The 15,402-nt window shown below is 67.3% G+C and carries 10 protein-coding genes; 2 read left to right on the top strand and 8 right to left on the bottom strand.

The features are described 5' to 3' along the window. Nucleotides 1-42: 42 nt before the first annotated feature. The 6 genes from WMF27_RS14830 to WMF27_RS14805 all read right to left on the bottom strand — a co-directional run bounded on the left by WMF27_RS14830 (nucleotide 43) and on the right by WMF27_RS14805 (nucleotide 11,261). Nucleotides 43-951, bottom strand: coding sequence for a tetratricopeptide repeat protein (locus WMF27_RS14830; protein ID WP_437768229.1), 909 nt, complete (start codon nucleotides 949-951; stop codon nucleotides 43-45). 465 nt (nucleotides 952-1,416) lie between these two features. Then, a complete protein-coding gene (locus tag WMF27_RS14825) occupies nucleotides 1,417-3,462 on the bottom strand; it encodes an AgmX/PglI C-terminal domain-containing protein (protein ID WP_437768230.1) in 2,046 nt (681 codons plus the stop codon). Between the two features lie 90 nt (nucleotides 3,463-3,552). Continuing rightward, nucleotides 3,553-3,792 carry a hypothetical protein gene (locus WMF27_RS14820; RefSeq protein WP_157906686.1) on the bottom strand — a complete coding sequence of 80 codons (240 nt, stop codon included), beginning with the start codon at nucleotides 3,790-3,792 and terminating at the stop codon, nucleotides 3,553-3,555. Nucleotides 3,793-4,178: 386 nt separating this feature from the next. Then, nucleotides 4,179-5,660: a tetratricopeptide repeat protein gene (locus WMF27_RS14815; protein WP_437768231.1), complete on the bottom strand. Its 1,482-nt coding sequence runs from the start codon at nucleotides 5,658-5,660 to the stop codon at nucleotides 4,179-4,181. An 11-nt stretch (nucleotides 5,661-5,671) separates the two neighbouring features. Continuing rightward, the gene (locus tag WMF27_RS14810; RefSeq protein ID WP_437768232.1) at nucleotides 5,672-9,523 is read right to left on the bottom strand and encodes a tetratricopeptide repeat protein; all 3,852 of its coding nucleotides are present in this window, start codon (nucleotides 9,521-9,523) and stop codon (nucleotides 5,672-5,674) included. A gap of 91 nt (nucleotides 9,524-9,614) precedes the next feature. Further along, the gene (locus WMF27_RS14805) at nucleotides 9,615-11,261 is read right to left on the bottom strand and encodes a tetratricopeptide repeat protein (protein ID WP_437768233.1); all 1,647 of its coding nucleotides are present in this window, start codon (nucleotides 11,259-11,261) and stop codon (nucleotides 9,615-9,617) included. Nucleotides 11,262-11,941: 680 nt separating this feature from the next. On the opposite strand from WMF27_RS14805, the gene WMF27_RS14800 reads away from it, so the two are divergent. Both WMF27_RS14800 and WMF27_RS14795 read left to right on the top strand, forming a co-directional pair. Then, the gene (locus WMF27_RS14800) at nucleotides 11,942-12,796 is read left to right on the top strand and encodes a hypothetical protein (protein ID WP_437768234.1); all 855 of its coding nucleotides are present in this window, start codon (nucleotides 11,942-11,944) and stop codon (nucleotides 12,794-12,796) included. Between the two features lie 241 nt (nucleotides 12,797-13,037). Further along, nucleotides 13,038-13,361: a YraN family protein gene (locus WMF27_RS14795; protein ID WP_437768235.1), complete on the top strand. Its 324-nt coding sequence runs from the start codon at nucleotides 13,038-13,040 to the stop codon at nucleotides 13,359-13,361. A 241-nt stretch (nucleotides 13,362-13,602) separates the two neighbouring features. On the opposite strand, the gene WMF27_RS14790 is transcribed toward WMF27_RS14795, so the two are convergent. Then, nucleotides 13,603-14,472, bottom strand: coding sequence for a HAMP domain-containing protein (locus WMF27_RS14790; protein WP_437768236.1), 870 nt, complete (start codon nucleotides 14,470-14,472; stop codon nucleotides 13,603-13,605). Nucleotides 14,473-14,548: 76 nt separating this feature from the next. Next, nucleotides 14,549-15,334 (bottom strand): HEAT repeat domain-containing protein, encoded by a 786-nt coding sequence (locus WMF27_RS14785; RefSeq protein WP_437768237.1) that lies wholly within the window; start codon nucleotides 15,332-15,334, stop codon nucleotides 14,549-14,551. Between the last annotated feature and the right edge of the window lie 68 nt (nucleotides 15,335-15,402).

Below are 15,402 nucleotides of genomic sequence, written 5' to 3'. Positions count from 1 at the left end.
ATTGAAACGCTTAGGTGCCCCGTGCCGCGCGCGGCATCACGGCTATTGACCGCCGAGCCGCGCGACGAGCGTGTTCGCCGTCTCGCACTCGGTCTTGAAGCTCGCCGCCTTCGACCCCTTGCAGGCGCGCGTGGTGAACCCCTTGAGCATCTGGATTGCCTCCTGCTTGCGCGGCGGATCCAGGGTCGCGTAGGTGCTCCCGAGACTCCAGAGAATCTGTACCGACTCGGGACCATCCGTGGGCGCCACCGCCTTGGCGGCCTCGAGCTCGGACACCATCTCCGCCGTGGACCCCCGGTCCTGGTAGACCGACGCGAGCAGGCTGTGGACGCCGAAGAGGTACTTGTCCCCCGGCTTCGCGAACGACTTCGCCTCCTTGAGCACCTGCTCGGCCTCCTTCGTGTACCCGAGACGGGTGTACAGGTCGGCGAGCACCGCGTAGTAGCGGATTTCGCCCGGATTGTGCTCGATCGCCTTGGTGAGGTTCTCGAGCGCCTTCTGCTCGTCGTCCGTCCAGAGGTAGACGTTCCCGAGCTGGGAGTAGCAATCCGCGAAGTTGGGGTCGTTCTCGATACACTTCTGGTACGGCTCTTTGGCCTCTTCGTACGAGATCGTCTTCTTCTTCGCCTGCTGCTCGAGCGCCCAGCCCCGTTCGAACCAGTAGTTGGCGAACTTCGGGGCGATCTGCGTGGCGCGAGCCAGCGTCGATGCGACCTTGTCCCACGACTCCGACTTCTTGTGTGCCATCGCCAGCTTGAAGAAGATGCGGTGGTTGTTCGGGTCGAGCTTGGTCGCCTGCTCGTACTTGTTGGCCGCACCGTCGGGGTTGACGGCGACCTCCTTGTCGGCCTGATTCGCCAGGATGACGGCCTCCTGGCGATGGCGGCTGCAGCCCAGGCCTGCCGCGCTCGCCGCGACCAGGCCAACCATCAAGAATGCCCCAAGCTTCATCTCGCTCACCTTTCGAATGGCCCCGGCATCGCCGGCCTCTGAGTGACCTGGGCGTCGCGTCGCCCCTCTTCAAAACGTCCCGGAGTCGGCTGCGCCGCTCCTTCCAGCGTCCCGGAGTCGGCTGCGCCGCTCCGTCAGCAATCTGGGAGACGGGCTGCCCCGCTCCGTGTGGCACCGTCACAAGCGTCCCGAGGTGGCGCGCGTCGAACCTCGCGCGGCGACGCGAGAATAGGCGGAGGCAACCGCGGAAGTCCAGGGCTTCAGACCCCGCGCATGCGCCTCGCTGCAGCGCCTCCACGCGGGGCCCCCGCCCTCCCCCGCGCGGCGGGCGCCGAGCTGGCCACCCCACGGCGCTCGCCGCAGGCCGCTGCCCACGCCCGGCGCCGGCCGCAGCCAGCGCTGAAACGAAAAACGCCCCGCACTTGGCGTGCGGGGCGTTCGCTCGAACCGAGCTGCGAGGCGGGCTCAGCCGCCGGGGCTGAGCATGATCGGGTAGACGACGGTGACGATACCGCCCTCGGGCTGCGGGAACGACAGGCCGTAGAACGCCCGAACGACGCAGGAAACCACGCCGTTGTCGGGCAGATCCGAACCGCCGTTACCCACGTTGGAGACCGCGCCGTCGCGACCGATGACGAAGCGCACCGCGACACGGCCCTGCAGATTCGGGTTGTTCCTGAGCCCGTTCTCGTAGCAGAGCCGGAATCGACCGAAGTTCTGGCGGACGATACGCTGGATGACCTCGGGGGGCAGACGGCCGCTCACGCTGGTCGCACCCATACGCACCTGCGGCGGCTTGGTGCGATGCGACCCGCCGAGGCGGCCATGGCCGGAGCCGAAGCCCTGGCCGGTGCCGGTGCCGGCGCCGTGCCCGATGGTGCCGATCGAGCCGAGGCCGATGCCCTCGCCGCGCCCGCCGCCGCCCTCGCCGATGCCGGAGAGGCCGAGGCCGCCAGCGCCGAACGAGTCGCCGATCTGATCACCCCACATGTTGCCGCGGGCGCTCAGCGGATCGTTCCCGAGCGAATCGTCGCGTCCCCACGGCGCGGTCGGCGCGTTCGGATCGCCGCCGGCGCCGGCGTTCAGCAGCCCGATCATGCCGAACTCCGCGGCGTCGCGGAGCGCAGCCTGGCGGGCGATGTGCGGATCCGGGTTGTCGGCGGGCCCCTGGACGCCGTAGCGGTTGCCGGTGGCCTTGGTGTTCGGGTTACCCATCGAACCCTCCTCACCCTTGGCGCGTGTACCGGTGCCGCCCTCCTTGTTGTCCGCCGCGTTGTCGGCGATCTGCTCGGTCTCCTTCTCCTCCATCTCCTTCTCGGCGGCCGCCGCGAGGTACTGCTGGATGAGGAACTGCTGGTCAGCGGAGATCCCGTCCTCGCCCGTATCGCCGAGGGGCGGCATGAAGAAGGCCATCGCCGCGAGCAGCCCGAGGTGAACCGCCATCGAGAGGCCCGTGTACAGCAGGCTCTGCGTGTCCAGCTGGAGGTGGCCGGCCACGACCTTGCCTGCGTTCACGGCGGACACCTGGAAGATGATGCCGTCGAGCTCGACCTTCGCCTTCCCGCCCGACGGAAGCGCCATCTGATAGGCGCCAGAGAGCTCGGAGCACGGCTGCGTGAGGCCCTGATCGATCGCCTGCTGCACCGTCATCTTCGGCCTACCCGGGATCTCGATGGTCCCGGTCGCGCGGGGCAGGAGCACCACGGAGACCGAGCCGGAGCGATCCGCGAGGAGGATGGGCGCCCGCGTCGTGCCGAGCTTCTCCGAGGGGATGAAGTAGTCGCACTTGAAGTTCTTCCCCGCCTCCTCACCCACGTAGAAGGAGCGCGGCGGCGTGAGGTGCTCGACGTGGAGCACCGCGGCATCCCACAGAATCATGACCTCGACCGAGGCCGCCGGGACCTCGGTCTCGTCGCTCGGCACGTCCGGCCCGTTCTTCACGAGCGTGTACGTGTAGGAGCCCTCGGGCGCGTCCGGGGGCACCTCGTCGACGGCCGGCGCCGACTGCGCGAACGGGTTGTTGTAGGAGAACGGGTCCGCCCCGCCAGCGGAGGCCGCGGCGAACGGGTTCCCAGGCGGCGCGGCCGCGAACGGATTCCCGGGCGCCGCAGCGCCGAACGGGTTCCCACCAGGCGCCGCCGCAAACGGGTTGGCGGGAACCGGCTTCGCAGGGCCCGCGGCCGCGGCGACCGCCACCGGCTCCGCGCGCTCTAGCATGATCTTCGTGCCGCCGATCTGGAGCTGGTCGCCTGGGCTGATCTTGCACTTGTTGACGCGCGCCCCGTTCACCATCGTGCCCGGCTCGTTGCCGAGATCGATGAGCGTGATGTCCTGCGGGGAGGCGACCTCGATGACCGCGTGCATGCGCGAGGCAAGCTCGTCATCGACACGCAGATGGCTCTTCGCGTCCTTGCCTACCTTGACGATATCCTGGGTGATCGTCTCCCGGCGGACGAGCGCCTCGTTTTGGTAGAGCGCAAATGTGAGAGCGACCCTTTGCTTGCCTTCCATCTCCGCCAGCCTTCCCTATGCGCCGCGCGGCGCACGCCCCCAGCACCGGGGGGTAAATCGATAGGGCAGGTGCCAAACCTGCCCGTCACATCAGAGGTTCTCGACCGACTTGAGCATCTCCGGAACGAACGAGGTGCGGGGCCTGATCAGCGTCGTCCGGACAGGGCCGGGCCGCACGCGGATGGTGGCGTCGTTGGGGCCGAACCCGCCGGCGTTCAGCGGATCGTCCGAGAACTCGTACCCGTACCCCTCGTCCTTCTTCCCACCGCCAGGAGCCGCTCCCTGCGCGAACGCCGATGAGGCGACCACGCTCGTAAGAACGGCAGCCACGACTCCCGCACCCAATCGGGTCAACCCTCTCATTCCAGCCTCCTCACAATGTTTCGACTCGGTTACAGTGCCATTGTACCGCCTTCCGCGGCGGCCGGTCAACCAGCTTCGCATGCTATCGAGGCGTCGGAGAGAACGACCCACACACGCCTCGACAACCGATTCCACCCAAGGTTCCCAGAACGCGGCGACGAAGACGAAAAGAGCGAGCCCCCTTCTCCTTGATGCAGCTTCGTGCAGCGAGAGAAGAGGGCTCCAGGTGCCGCTGTCTGTCGCACCATCACGCAGTCCGACCCGCCCGTCGAGCTCGCCCGGAATACTACCGTATCCCTCGCTCCCCCTCCTTGCGACCCGGACCGCTCGAGACGTCCGCTGGCGAGGCTCCGCTACTGGGCAGGAGCCGGGGCCGGGGTCGTCGCATCGCCCCCTTCGCCCTCGCTCCCGGCAGCTGCCTCCTGCTCGGCTTCCTTCGTCTTCATGTCGGCCTCGGCCGCCTTCCGCTCGGCCTCGGTCTGCTTGTTGAAGGCGATGATCTGGTCGATCTCGCTCATACGCTCCTTCGACCGCTTCACCGCGTCGGCGAACTCGGCGCTGGCGCCCGCCTTCTGGATGAACTGACCGAACAGCCCCTTCGCCGACATGAGGGCGCCCTCGGCCCCCTTGCCGCCCGACTTCGCCTTGTACTCCTGGGTCAGGATCGCCTCGTTGTAGTAGGTCTCGGCGCGCTCGGGGGCGACCTTCTTGGCGGCTTCGAGCTCAGCGCTGGCGGCGGCCACCATGCTGTCGAAGTTCGCGTCATCGATCTGACCGCGCAGGGCGAGCGCGAGGCCCAGATGAGCGTCGTAGTCGTTCGGACGCATCTTCAGGGCCGCGCGGTACGCCTCGTCCGCCTGCTGGAACCCGCGGAACTGGAGGTTCACCGCCGCGTAGTTCATCTGCGCCTCGTAGAAGCTCGGATCGAGCCTCCTCGCGAGGTTGAACTCCTGGACGGCGCCGTTCAGGTTCGCGAGCTCGACCTGGATCATCCCCGCGGTGTTGTGGATCGGCGCGTAGTTGGGGTTCTTGCGGATGGCCTGGGAGCAGACCAGCGCCGCGAGCTCCAGCGCCTGGGTGTCGACCTTCTTCTGCTTGCTGACGTTGGTCGCGACCGCCTTGCCCGTCTTCCTGCCCGCCTTCTGCTTCGCCGTCTCCAGGTAGTAGATCGCGAGCTGGTTGAACGCGGGCATGAAGGCATCATCGACGGCCAGCGCGCTCTGGATGTACCGCTTCGCGCGCTGGAAGTCGTTGGGGCCATCGTTGTCCGCGACCTGGTTGCCGCGCTTCATGTACAGGAGCGCGAGGTGCACGAGCGCCTCGACGTTCTTGTACTGAGCATCGACGACGGCGGCCTGGCGCATCTCGCTGATCGCCGCGTCGAGGTTCCTCTCGCCCGACTCCGCCAGGTTGTAGAGCGCCACCTGGACCCGCGCGGGGTGGAACTTCGGGTTCTTCTGAAGCGCTTGCGTGAAGTGCTTCTTCGCCTCCGAGTCCTTCTTGCAACGCTGGTACGAGAGCCCCGCGTTGTAGATGGCCTCGGCGAACGTCGCGTCCCCTTGCTGGTCCGCCGCGTCCAGGAACAGCTGGGCCGTCGAGCTGCAAGTCGCCTCGGACCAATCCCCAGCCTTGTCGTGCTGGACCATGGCGTCCATGGCGGTCTTGAACTTGTTGGCCGCCTCGACCGACACGGCCTGGCCCTTGCTGTCCGTGATCGTCTTGCCCGTCGTCGGGTCCTTCGCCCCCTGGGCCGTACCGCCGGTGCTGCCGCCGCCACAACCCGTCGCGGCCAGAAGGAGCATCGCAACCGCTGTCAATGAGGTGATGCTTCTCATGTTTCGCTCCATCACTTCCTGGGTCGGGTCGTGGCCCGATCGAGCGCCGAGCCTTCCTTGGACGCGCCAGCCGCCTTCTTATCCTCGCCCGCCTTCTTGTCCTCGCCCTCTTCCTTGTCCTTGCTCGCAGCCGGCTTGTCGGTTGCGGTCAGCGCTTCTCGGAAGGGGGTCCCGTCGAGGTTCAGCGGCGCAGGGCGTTCGCTCATGCCGGAGTTGACCCGCGACGGCGAGCCACGGAATTCGTCGATGAGGTGGTACTCGGCGCCGTAGTTCTTCGACAGCCACACCTCGCAGGTACGCGAGTAGTCGTCGAAGTACTGGTACTTCACGGACAGGTCGAGGCAGGTCTTGAACGCGCCCTTCGCCATCTGCTTCTGCGGCTCGCTCGCCTCGTCGAGGCGCGAGTAGTACTCACCCCGGATCTCGTCGTACGAGACGTCGGTGCCCGGGACCATGCCGTGCCCCTTCCATTCCTTCGGGATGGGCGCGGCACGGAACTCGGCGACGAACTTGCCCCACATCTGACCGACGCGCGCGCCGGCCGCGATGACCCACCTCGGCGGAGGCGTCGGCTCCAGCTTGAGGATCTTCTGGTACTCGACGTCAGCCGCCTCGATCGCCGGGCGCTTCTTCTTCACCCAGTCGGCAACCTTGGTGTTGATGTGCTTGAGGACGTCCTCGCGGTTCCCGGAGCCCTTGTACTCGGGGAACTTGATCTTATCGACGTCCTTCCGCTTCTGCTCGGCGAAGTGGAAGTAGGCCTCGCCGACCGCGGTCAGCACCTTGCCGAGCCGGCGCAGCTTCTCCGGCTCCTCGCCGCCGATCGCGTCGAGCTTCTTGAGCGCGGCCGCCGGGTCCTTCCAGTAGCCGCGGACCTTGTTGTACTCGCCGTTCGCCGGGGTCACGCTCTTCGTCCGCAGCAGGACGCGCGCGTACATCGCGTGCGCCTGCACCTGGACGTCGAACGTCGCGTTGCGGTCGATCTGCGGCATCGCCGTCGACAGCCGCCGGCGCGCCTGATCCCAGTCCTCGCGATCGATGTAGTGCGCGCCGATCGCGAACGCGATCTGCGCGGTCTGCGCCGGCTTCGCCCTGCCGTAGTTCTTGTTGAAGAGGTCGGCGTCCTTGATCGCCTGGTCCTCCTGACCGAGGCCGAGCCGCAGCACGACCGCGTCCTGGAGCGCCTCGGCGGCCTTGTCCCCCTTCGGGTTCTCGCGGGCGTAGCGCTCGTACCAGTTCGCCGCCTCGTCGTAGACCGCGATCGCCTGGTAGTTGCCGCCGATCTCGTAGATCGACGTCTTCGCCAGCTCGGTGTTGTGGAGGCCGTACCGCGGGTCGAGCAGGATCTTGCGGGCCGAGATCGACTTGGCGATGAGGCGGGCGGCCTGGAACGCCTTGGCCGCGTTGTAGAGGATCTCCTCGCTCTTCTCGCACGCGGACTGCTTCGCCTCGCAGGCAGCCTCGCCGTACTTCTTCCACATGTCCATGTAGGCGCCGGCGGCCTTCTCATAGTTCTTGAGGGCCTCGACGCCGCCGGCCGCGTCAGCAGCCTCGACGAGCTTCTGCGCGCGCAGGCGCTCGATGTCGCGCTGGATGCGGATCAGGATGCCGCACTGCTCGGCGTTCTCCTTCTCCTTGCCGCCCTTGCAGTAGAGGTCGATGAACTTGGGCACATCCGCGGCCATGTCGTCGTAACAAGACGGACGCGGCGGATCCATGTTCGCGCCGAGGACGTTGAGCGACTCGAGGTAGAGCTGAGACGCGTAGATGCCGACCTCCTTGTCGGCGTGGTTCAGCGCCACGTCGCGGAACGCGAGCGCGGCCTCCTCCCAGTGCTGCGCCTCGAAGTACGTGCGGCCGCGCGCGTACTTCACCTCGACGTACTGCTCCTGGGCCTCCTTGTCGTTGGCCGCGGGCTTGATGTAGCAGACGTACCGGTTGAAGGCGGTGATCATGCCCTTCTGGCTGTCACTGAAGTCCTTCGGCTGGAACTTCGCCTTCTCCGCCTTCTTGTCGCCCTTCTTGCCCGTCCCCCCGTCGGGGAGGTTGCCGGACCCCTTCTTGTCGGAGCCGTCCTTGTGGGTCTCGGTGTAGATGTTCTGGTAGCAGAGCACCGAGGCGTACGCGGCCTCAGCCGCCTGCGGGCCGTTCGGGTCCTCGGCCACGACCGAGTCGAACGCGGGACCGCACTTGGCCCAGTCCTTCTGGAAGTACAGAAGGTCGGCCATCGCGTACTTGATCTTGAAGATGTTCGGCCAGTCCTCCTTCAGGATGCGGGGGAACTCGAACTTGGCGAACTGCTCCTGCTTGAAGTTGTTGACGACCTTGTCGTAGAGCTGCGCGGCGAGCTGCATCGTCTTCTTGTCGCCGGTGCCGCGCACGCCGCCCGAGCCCACCGCCTCGAGGTGCCAGGCCATCGCCGTCTCGGTCAGCAGACCGGCGGTGATGTTCGAGCACTTCAGCTTGGCGTCCGCCGGGTGCCCCTCGCCCTGGAACTTGTTGTGGACGTCGAGCTGGCGCCCGAGCTCACCCATGATCTGGTCCTTGTTGCCAGACTTCATGGCGAGCGTCGCCTCCGCGATGTGCCCCTGGTAGACGCAGTACCTCGGGCCCCGATCGCGGGTCATCAGGTCGGTGTAGAGCTCGATGCCCTCCTTGTAGTGACCGGTGTCGAGGTAGTTCTGCCCGAGGTCGTCCATCATCTTGAACGTCTTCTCGGAGCTGCCGCTCGCGTCGCCGCTGAGCGGACGGAGGAAGTCGTGCGACTTGCGCGGGTCGCCCGCGAGCGCGTAGACGGGGATGATGTCGCGCCGCGCCGAGACCGCGAGCTGCGCCGCGTTCGGCATCTGCTGGAACTGCTGCCCGTACTCGATCGTCTTCTTGAACTCGCTGATGGCGCGGGCGAAGTCGCCCTTGTTCCAGTAGACGTACCCGAGCTTGTAGTGGGCGTAGCCCCAGACCTTGTTCTCGGGCGGCGGGTACTGGGTGACCTTGACGTACGACTGCTCCGCCAGGTCCCACTTGGACGGGTCGCCCTGCGCCTCGTTGAAGAAGAGCTCACCGAAGGCGAGGTACGCGTTCGGGATGTACTTCGAGTTCGGCCAGTTCTTGATGAGCTCGAAGTAGACCTTGCGGGCGTTCTCGAGCTGCTGCGCCTGCTCGTACTCGTAGGCGAGGTAGTAGAGGACCTCGTCCGTGCAGCCCGTGCTCTTCGCGGGGTCGGCCGCGTTGGTGCTCTGGCAGTACTTCGGATACTGCGTCTTCAGGTCCGTGTAGTACTTGATCGCCTGCTTCCGCGCGAGGACGAGGATCTTGTCGGCCTTGCCGATCTCGGCCCGGAGCCCGGCGACCGCCTTCGGGTTCTTCCGCTTGGCCTCGTCCGCCTTGATCTGCCCCTCGGTCTTGTCGCGGAACGCCGCCGACTCGAGCTCGACGTAGCCCTCGGCGAGGCGCCGCATCAGCTTCGGCCGGTCCGGAGCGTTCTTCGGCGTCGAGGAGTACAGTCCCTCGAGCCCCTGGATCTCCGTCACCAGCAGGCTCCTCACCTTCGGGGCGAGGCGATTTCGCCGCTCGTCGCGCTGCGCCGAGGCCTGTGAAGCCGTCGGATTGGTCGGCTTCGTCAAGTCCTCGCGCTTCTTCAGCTGGATCCCCTGCGGGGCAGACTTGAAGCTGACCTGCGGCTTCTTGCCCGCCGACACCTGGAGCTTGCCGCCCGGACAGGCGGCGATCGCATCCTTCGCCGGCTGCGTGATGCACGCGTCGGCCGCCGACGCGGGGCTCGTTGTGACCGCGCACGCCGCCACGGCCAACGTACCCGCCGCCGCGCGGAGCGCATGCAGTACACCGAACTTCGACTGCTTCATCTCCATCTCCGTCCCTCCGCCACGGACCCCCGTGAGGAAGCGCTGCCTGCCCCGCGACCTCTGGCCGCGGGGCCAACCATGATGAAATCGCTCACTTGCTGCACTTCGACGTCACGACCTGCCGGTAGAAGCCGAGCTCGTCGCGCCAGTACTCGCCGTCGAACGGCCAGAGCACGTGCTCGTCGTCGGGCTTGACGACGCCGTACGTGAGCGCGTCCTCCTTCGACAGCTGGCCGCTGACGACCTGCTGATCGAGCTTGTTCCTTTCGGCCGCGGTGATGTCGATGAGGATCTTCGACGAGTCGCGGAGGTGCTCGTTGAGCTCGTCGAGGTTGCGCTGGTAGCGCTCCCGGCCGAGCGTGCCGGCGTTCCGGACCGCGAGGCTCCTCGCGAACTCGAGCGCGTCGGTCACGTCGCTGCCGACCGGGGAGTTGCGGAAGTTGACGGGCGCCTTCTTGAACCGATCCGCCTCCTCATCGAGGATGCGCACGTACTCCATGTTGCGCCGGAGCTGGCGGTCGGAGAGCGCGTTCTCGACGATCGGCCGGACCCTCGGCGGGATGTCGCCCTTGCCGGCGCCCACGTCCTTCAGGAACTGGAAGAAGCGCTCCTCGTTCCCCTCCCCCTGGTACCGCACCAGGATCGACTCGAGGTCCTTCTTGATCGGCTCGTACTTCTTCTTCATCTTCGCGACGATCGTGGTCGCGTCGCCGTACTGGCAGATCGTGAACGAGACGACGGCCTTCAGGATGTCGGCCTCGGGATAGAACGAGTTCGGGAAGTAGGGCGACTCGATCGTGTGGATGTTGCCGAGCGCCTGCGGGTACAGCCCGGCCATGAAGTACGCCCAGGACTGCTCGAAGAGGCTGTCCAGCCAGTACTCGCTCGCGACGTCGACGCGGTTCCAGTACTTGACGGCGGCCGAGAGCTTCGCGGCGTCGATCGTCGGAACGTTGTTGTCGTCGAGGCGGACCGAGGCCGAGTAATAGGTGCGCGCCATCGAGAGGAACGCGAGGTCGCGCATGCGCGCCTCGTCCTCGAGGCCCTCGACGCCCTCGTCGATCGCCTGGACGATGCGCTGGAACGACTTGACAGCCGGCACCGACTTGCGCAGCTGCACGTACGAGATGCCGCTGAAGAACTGGGCCTGGACGTAGTACTTGCTGTTCGGGTCGACCTTGGCGAAGAGGCTGATGGCCTCCTCGTAGTTCCGGTTCCGGTACTTGTAGCGGCCGAGCAGGTAGTTGAGCTGCCAGTAGAGGTCGCGCTGCTGGGGGTTGTTGAACCGCGCGATCTGCTCGGTCTTGTACTTGCCGACGCGCTCGATGATGTCCGCCGGCTCCGGGAGCTGCGTCGCGAGCTTGGACAGCCAGAGCAGCGTCTCGTTGAACTTGAGGTGGTTCGGCTTGTCGGCGATCTGCGAGAAGATCGCGTAGCTCGCCTGGTAGAACTGCAGGCGGTAGAGCGCGATCGCGAGGTGGTACTGGGCGATCTGCTTGTTGCCATCGTCATCGCCGGTGTCGCCGTCGACGACGCGCTTCAGCTGCCGCGCGGCGTCGCTCCACCGCTCGCTGTCGAAGAGCCGCTTGCCCTGCGCCGCCTCCTCCGTCATCTGGCCCGCGGTCACGGGGCCGGCATCCTCGTCGAGGTTGACCTCTTTGCTGGGCTTCTTGTCGCCCTTGGCGTCCGCCTTTTCAGCCGCGACGGGCTTACCTTTGCCGGGCTGCGCATGCCCCACGGCGGGGGATAGCAACAGGGCAGAAGCTACAAGGCAGATACTCGCCACCCGGTTCCGCATCGTCGTTCCTCGCTTTCGGCGACGTAAAGATCGTGGCCCCTTCGCCCCGTTCGCGGCTCCACACACGGAGAACGCGCGCCGTAGACCCCCGAGGCAGCTCGGTCAGGAACCAAAAAGTTCAATGAGAATCAACGGATACTTGCGTGTGGCGGGGGATGGTAGGATTGTGGCGCGCAGCTTGTCAAGCGATGCCGGGCGAGGGGCGCCCTCTTGTATTCCCGTCCTGAGACACCGGGCGCCGGGTCGACCTTGGGGTTGCGCACCGCGTAGGAGTCGACGGTGGAATTATCGAACGGAGGCGCGCTCGCTTCCTTACAACGCGATCGTCGCGCCCTCGCCGCGCTGCTCCCTCCGCCGCCGCCCGGACGACGGTCTGACCGTCCGCTGCCAAGGGACCAGCGCGGGCAGGGTCGAACGCCTCGCACCGGCGGCACCCGCCCACCTCGGCGGCGTGGACGGGCGCGCCCCATCCGGCTGTTGACGCTCGAGGCGCGCTTCGTCTAGGGTCCAACCGCTGACGTTGTGCCTTTGAGCACCTCGACTTGAGCGTTTTCTTGCCTCCCGTCCGCGCGCCTCTGCCGAAGCGGTGGCGCGCACCGCCGCCGAAGGAGCACGTTCTGATGACCCGTTCCATTCTGTCCGGCCTGCTCGGCCTGCTCAGCGTCGTCGCAATGGCGAGCCTGCCCTCCGCGTGCGAGAGCGGCGGCGTCGGCGACCCGTGTCTGCCTGAAGACGAGTACGATTCGCAGTTCGCTGGCTTCAAGGTGACGGAAGAGAACATCGAATCGCGATCCTTCCAGTGCCAGACGCGGATCTGCCTGGTGAACCACTTCCAGGGGCGCGTGAGCTGCCCGCTCGGCCAGGAGGCGCCCGCGACGTGTACGCCCGGGCAGGGCGGGTGCACCACTTGCAAGGAGTCGGGGACGTACGCGCCCGACTGCGAACCGTCGAGCCCGGACGGCGGCGCGAGCCAGTGCCTCAGCGGCATGTGCGACCCCGCGGGCGCCTTCTGTCGCTGCGGCGTCAAGGAGGACTGCCCCGGCAACGGCTGGGAGTGCGAGGAGGGCGTCTGCAAGCTGTACCTCTGCCACGACAACTTCAAGGGCTGCCAGGACCCGACCAAGTCGGCAGCGGAGAACGAAGGCCTGTCCTGCTGCGTGCCAGGGACCGACGACCAGCCCGTCGCGTCGCCCGTGTGCGGCCAGTGCGCCGCCAACTCGAACCGGAACGCCCAGCAGGCGGTGTACTGCTCGTGCCGGTGCGGCGTGGCCGACGGCGAGCCGGACGACCCGAACTTCAACTTCTGCGAGTGCCCGCAGGGCTTCACCTGCTCGGAGATCCGGCCGAACGTCGGCCTCGGGGACCCGAACATCACCGGCAAGTACTGCATCAAGCAGAACACGGGGTTCGAGAACGAGGGGGCCTGCGGCGACGTGCAGGGCCGCGCCAACTCGGACCAGTGCGAAGGCTTCTAGGCGTCGGGTGACCGGCCGTCGCGGTTCGCGAAGCCCTCGCCCGACGGCGGCCGATCTGGCCGGCACCTCCCTCTCCCTCCCTCCCAGCGACGATTCGGGCTCACGCGACGGCCGGCCACCCGGGCGCGCCGCGACGCGCAGCGCGCCGGCGGCTTCGGCGACGAGCCGGACCGCGATCGGGCCCGCTGGCGCTCCGGCGGCCGACGCGCGGCGAGCGCTCGGTGCGCGCGCGGAGGACGCGGTGGTCGCTCACCTCGCCGCGCAGGGCGTGGAGATCGTCGCGCGCAACGCGCGGGTCGGGCGGCTGGAGATCGACGTGATCGCGCGCGACGGCCCCGTCATCGTGATCATCGAGGTGCGGACGCGCGGCGCCGGCTCGTACGTCCGCGCCCTCGACAGCATCGACGCGCGCAAGCGCGCCCGCGTGCGGCGAGCGGGCGAGCGGCTCTGGCGCGCCACGTTCTCGCGCGTGCGCGGCGTGGAGCGGATGCGCTTCGACGCCGCGTCCGTGACGTTCCTCCCGAGCGGAGAAGCGAGCGTCGAGATCATCAAGGCCGCCTTCTAGCGCGGTGCTCGCGCGCTGCGGATACGGGCCCATCTCGACGTTTTCGGTACTCGGCGTACTGAAGTACGCCTCCGTGCCGAAAACGCCGATCTGGACCCGTCTCCTGTGCGCGCGAGCACCGCGCGGCGACGGTAGGGGCCGGAGGGACCCGGAGCGCGCGGCCCGGCGTTCTCTTATTTTTGGCTTGATCTCGGGAGGGATTCGGACAGCGCGACCGTCGATCGACCGCGCGCGGGCTCGATCACGCGTCGAGCTGCTCCTGCATCTCGCTGCGCAGGCGCTTCAGCTGGGAGAGGCCCTCGGGGTCGATCTCCATCGTCCCCTTCTGGGCGCGCGCCCCCGCCTCGAGCTTCTCGAGGATCGCATCCATCGTCGCGATCTTGCCCTGCTGACGCGCCCTCAGGTCCTCGACCATCTTCTCGAACGCCTCGAAGAAGTGCTGGAGCTCGTCGCCCTTCCGGAGCTTCTCGCGCACGATCAGCTTGCCCTCGCCGACCTGACGGAGCAGCCGCTTCATCTTGAAGATCGGCCCGGCGATCCTGTGCGTGAAGACGATGCCCGCGATGCCGACGCCGAGGACGAGCAACGACAGGAGCGCGACGATGAGGCGCAGCAGCATCTGCTGGTTGTTCGCGACGTCGGCGGCCTGCCGCTCGAGCGCCTCCGCCCGCTGCTGCAGCGTGGCCGCGTCCCGCTCGAGCCGCGACTGCTCGTCCTTGAGCTTGCTCTCGTCGCGCTGCGCCGCCTCGCCGAACGTCTTCGCGAGCTCGGGGTCGTCCTTGTACTCCTTCGCGATGTTCATCGCGACGACCTCGCTGACCCGACGGCTCTGGACGAGCACCTCCTGGCCGCGCTTGACGGTCTCCTGACCCTGCCGGACGATCTCTTGCCCCTGCTGCACGGCGCTGCGGCTCTGCTCGATGATCTTCGAGCTCGCGTTCCAGAGGAGGACCCCGAGCGCCACGGAGAGCGCAAGGCTGATCCCCACGAGGAACCCCGTGTATTTCAGCTGAAAGTTCTGGTCGAGCAGGTAGTTCCGCGCGCTCCGCTGGTAGCGCGCTCTGACCTCCGGCGCGGAGGTCTGCGGGGCCGTGCTGGAAGCGTCGCTCATGGGATCCTCGAAGCTGGCTGGAGATGACAACGGTCGTGAGGCACTGGAGAAGCCAATATCGAGCGGCGAAGGTGCGTCACAACGAGGCGACGACCTTGTGGAAGGTCTCGACCGCGTTCTCGACGCACATCTTCATCAGGATGTTCTCGCTCTGGACGTCTTTCTTCGGGGTGCCGCTCTGCGTGAGCTTCGGCGCGAACTCACCCTGGAGCGACTTGGACGGATAGGTCCACATGCTGACGCGGACCACCTGCGTGAGGTTGCCGCCCTGGTACACGGCGGGCTCGACCGTGGCGAGGAGATAGAAGCCCTTCAGCTTCTTGCCGTTCAGAATCTTCTTGCCTTGCGCCGCCGTCTCGCCCTTGGGGGCGACCGCGTAGCCGGCCTTCGCGAGGAGCTTCGACTGTATCGCGGCGCGCACGAGCGGCTCGATCTCGGACTCGGGGCGGCCGCTCTTGTTCGTGATCTCGATGGCGACATAGTACTTCGTGTCCGCGCCCGGAGGCGGCGGCGCCGCCGAGCCGCCCCCGCCGCCGGCGGACAGCGCCGCGATCGACTTCTGCATCTGCGACTTGACGGCCGGCGTCTGCTCGCGGCCCTCGGCGCGCTCCAGGCACGCGAGCCCCGCGGGCTTGCCGAGCTTGCCGAGCGCCGCGGCCGCCGCGACCTTGACGGACGCGTTGCTGTCCGTGAGCGCGTCGCAGAGCGGCCTCGTGGCGGCGTCGTCTCCCGACGCGCCGAGCGCGAGCGCCGCCTGCGTGCGGACGCGATAGTCCTCGTTGGTCCTGAGCTGGTCGGCGAGGTAGCCCGTGCGCTGATCCGCGTAGAGCCTCGTGGGTATCAGCGAGAGTACAAGCGTCACAACCAGCAACACGAGCACTGAAAAGGGCCGACGCATTCCACGTTCGACGATACACGAGCGCATCGCCG

Origin of the sequence: Sorangium sp. So ce281, from assembly GCF_051527395.1 — a bacterium.
GTDB classification, from domain to species: domain Bacteria; phylum Myxococcota_A; class Polyangia; order Polyangiales; family Polyangiaceae; genus Sorangium; species Sorangium cellulosum_B.
Note: the sequence above shows the minus strand (reverse complement) of the source record. Positions and strands in the feature narration are given on the sequence as shown.

What these genes read in the sequence shown, in the direction of transcription:
- WMF27_RS14790 (WP_437768236.1), bottom strand. Translation starts at nt 14,472, where the DNA reads ATGAGCGACGCTTCCAGCACGGCCCCGCAGACCTCCGCGCCGGAGGTC.
- WMF27_RS14830 (WP_437768229.1), bottom strand. Translation starts at nt 951, where the DNA reads ATGAAGCTTGGGGCATTCTTGATGGTTGGCCTGGTCGCGGCGAGCGCG.
- WMF27_RS14810 (WP_437768232.1), bottom strand. Translation starts at nt 9,523, where the DNA reads ATGAAGCAGTCGAAGTTCGGTGTACTGCATGCGCTCCGCGCGGCGGCG.
- WMF27_RS14800 (WP_437768234.1), top strand. Translation starts at nt 11,942, where the DNA reads ATGACCCGTTCCATTCTGTCCGGCCTGCTCGGCCTGCTCAGCGTCGTC.
- WMF27_RS14815 (WP_437768231.1), bottom strand. Translation starts at nt 5,660, where the DNA reads ATGAGAAGCATCACCTCATTGACAGCGGTTGCGATGCTCCTTCTGGCC.
- WMF27_RS14825 (WP_437768230.1), bottom strand. Translation starts at nt 3,462, where the DNA reads ATGGAAGGCAAGCAAAGGGTCGCTCTCACATTTGCGCTCTACCAAAAC.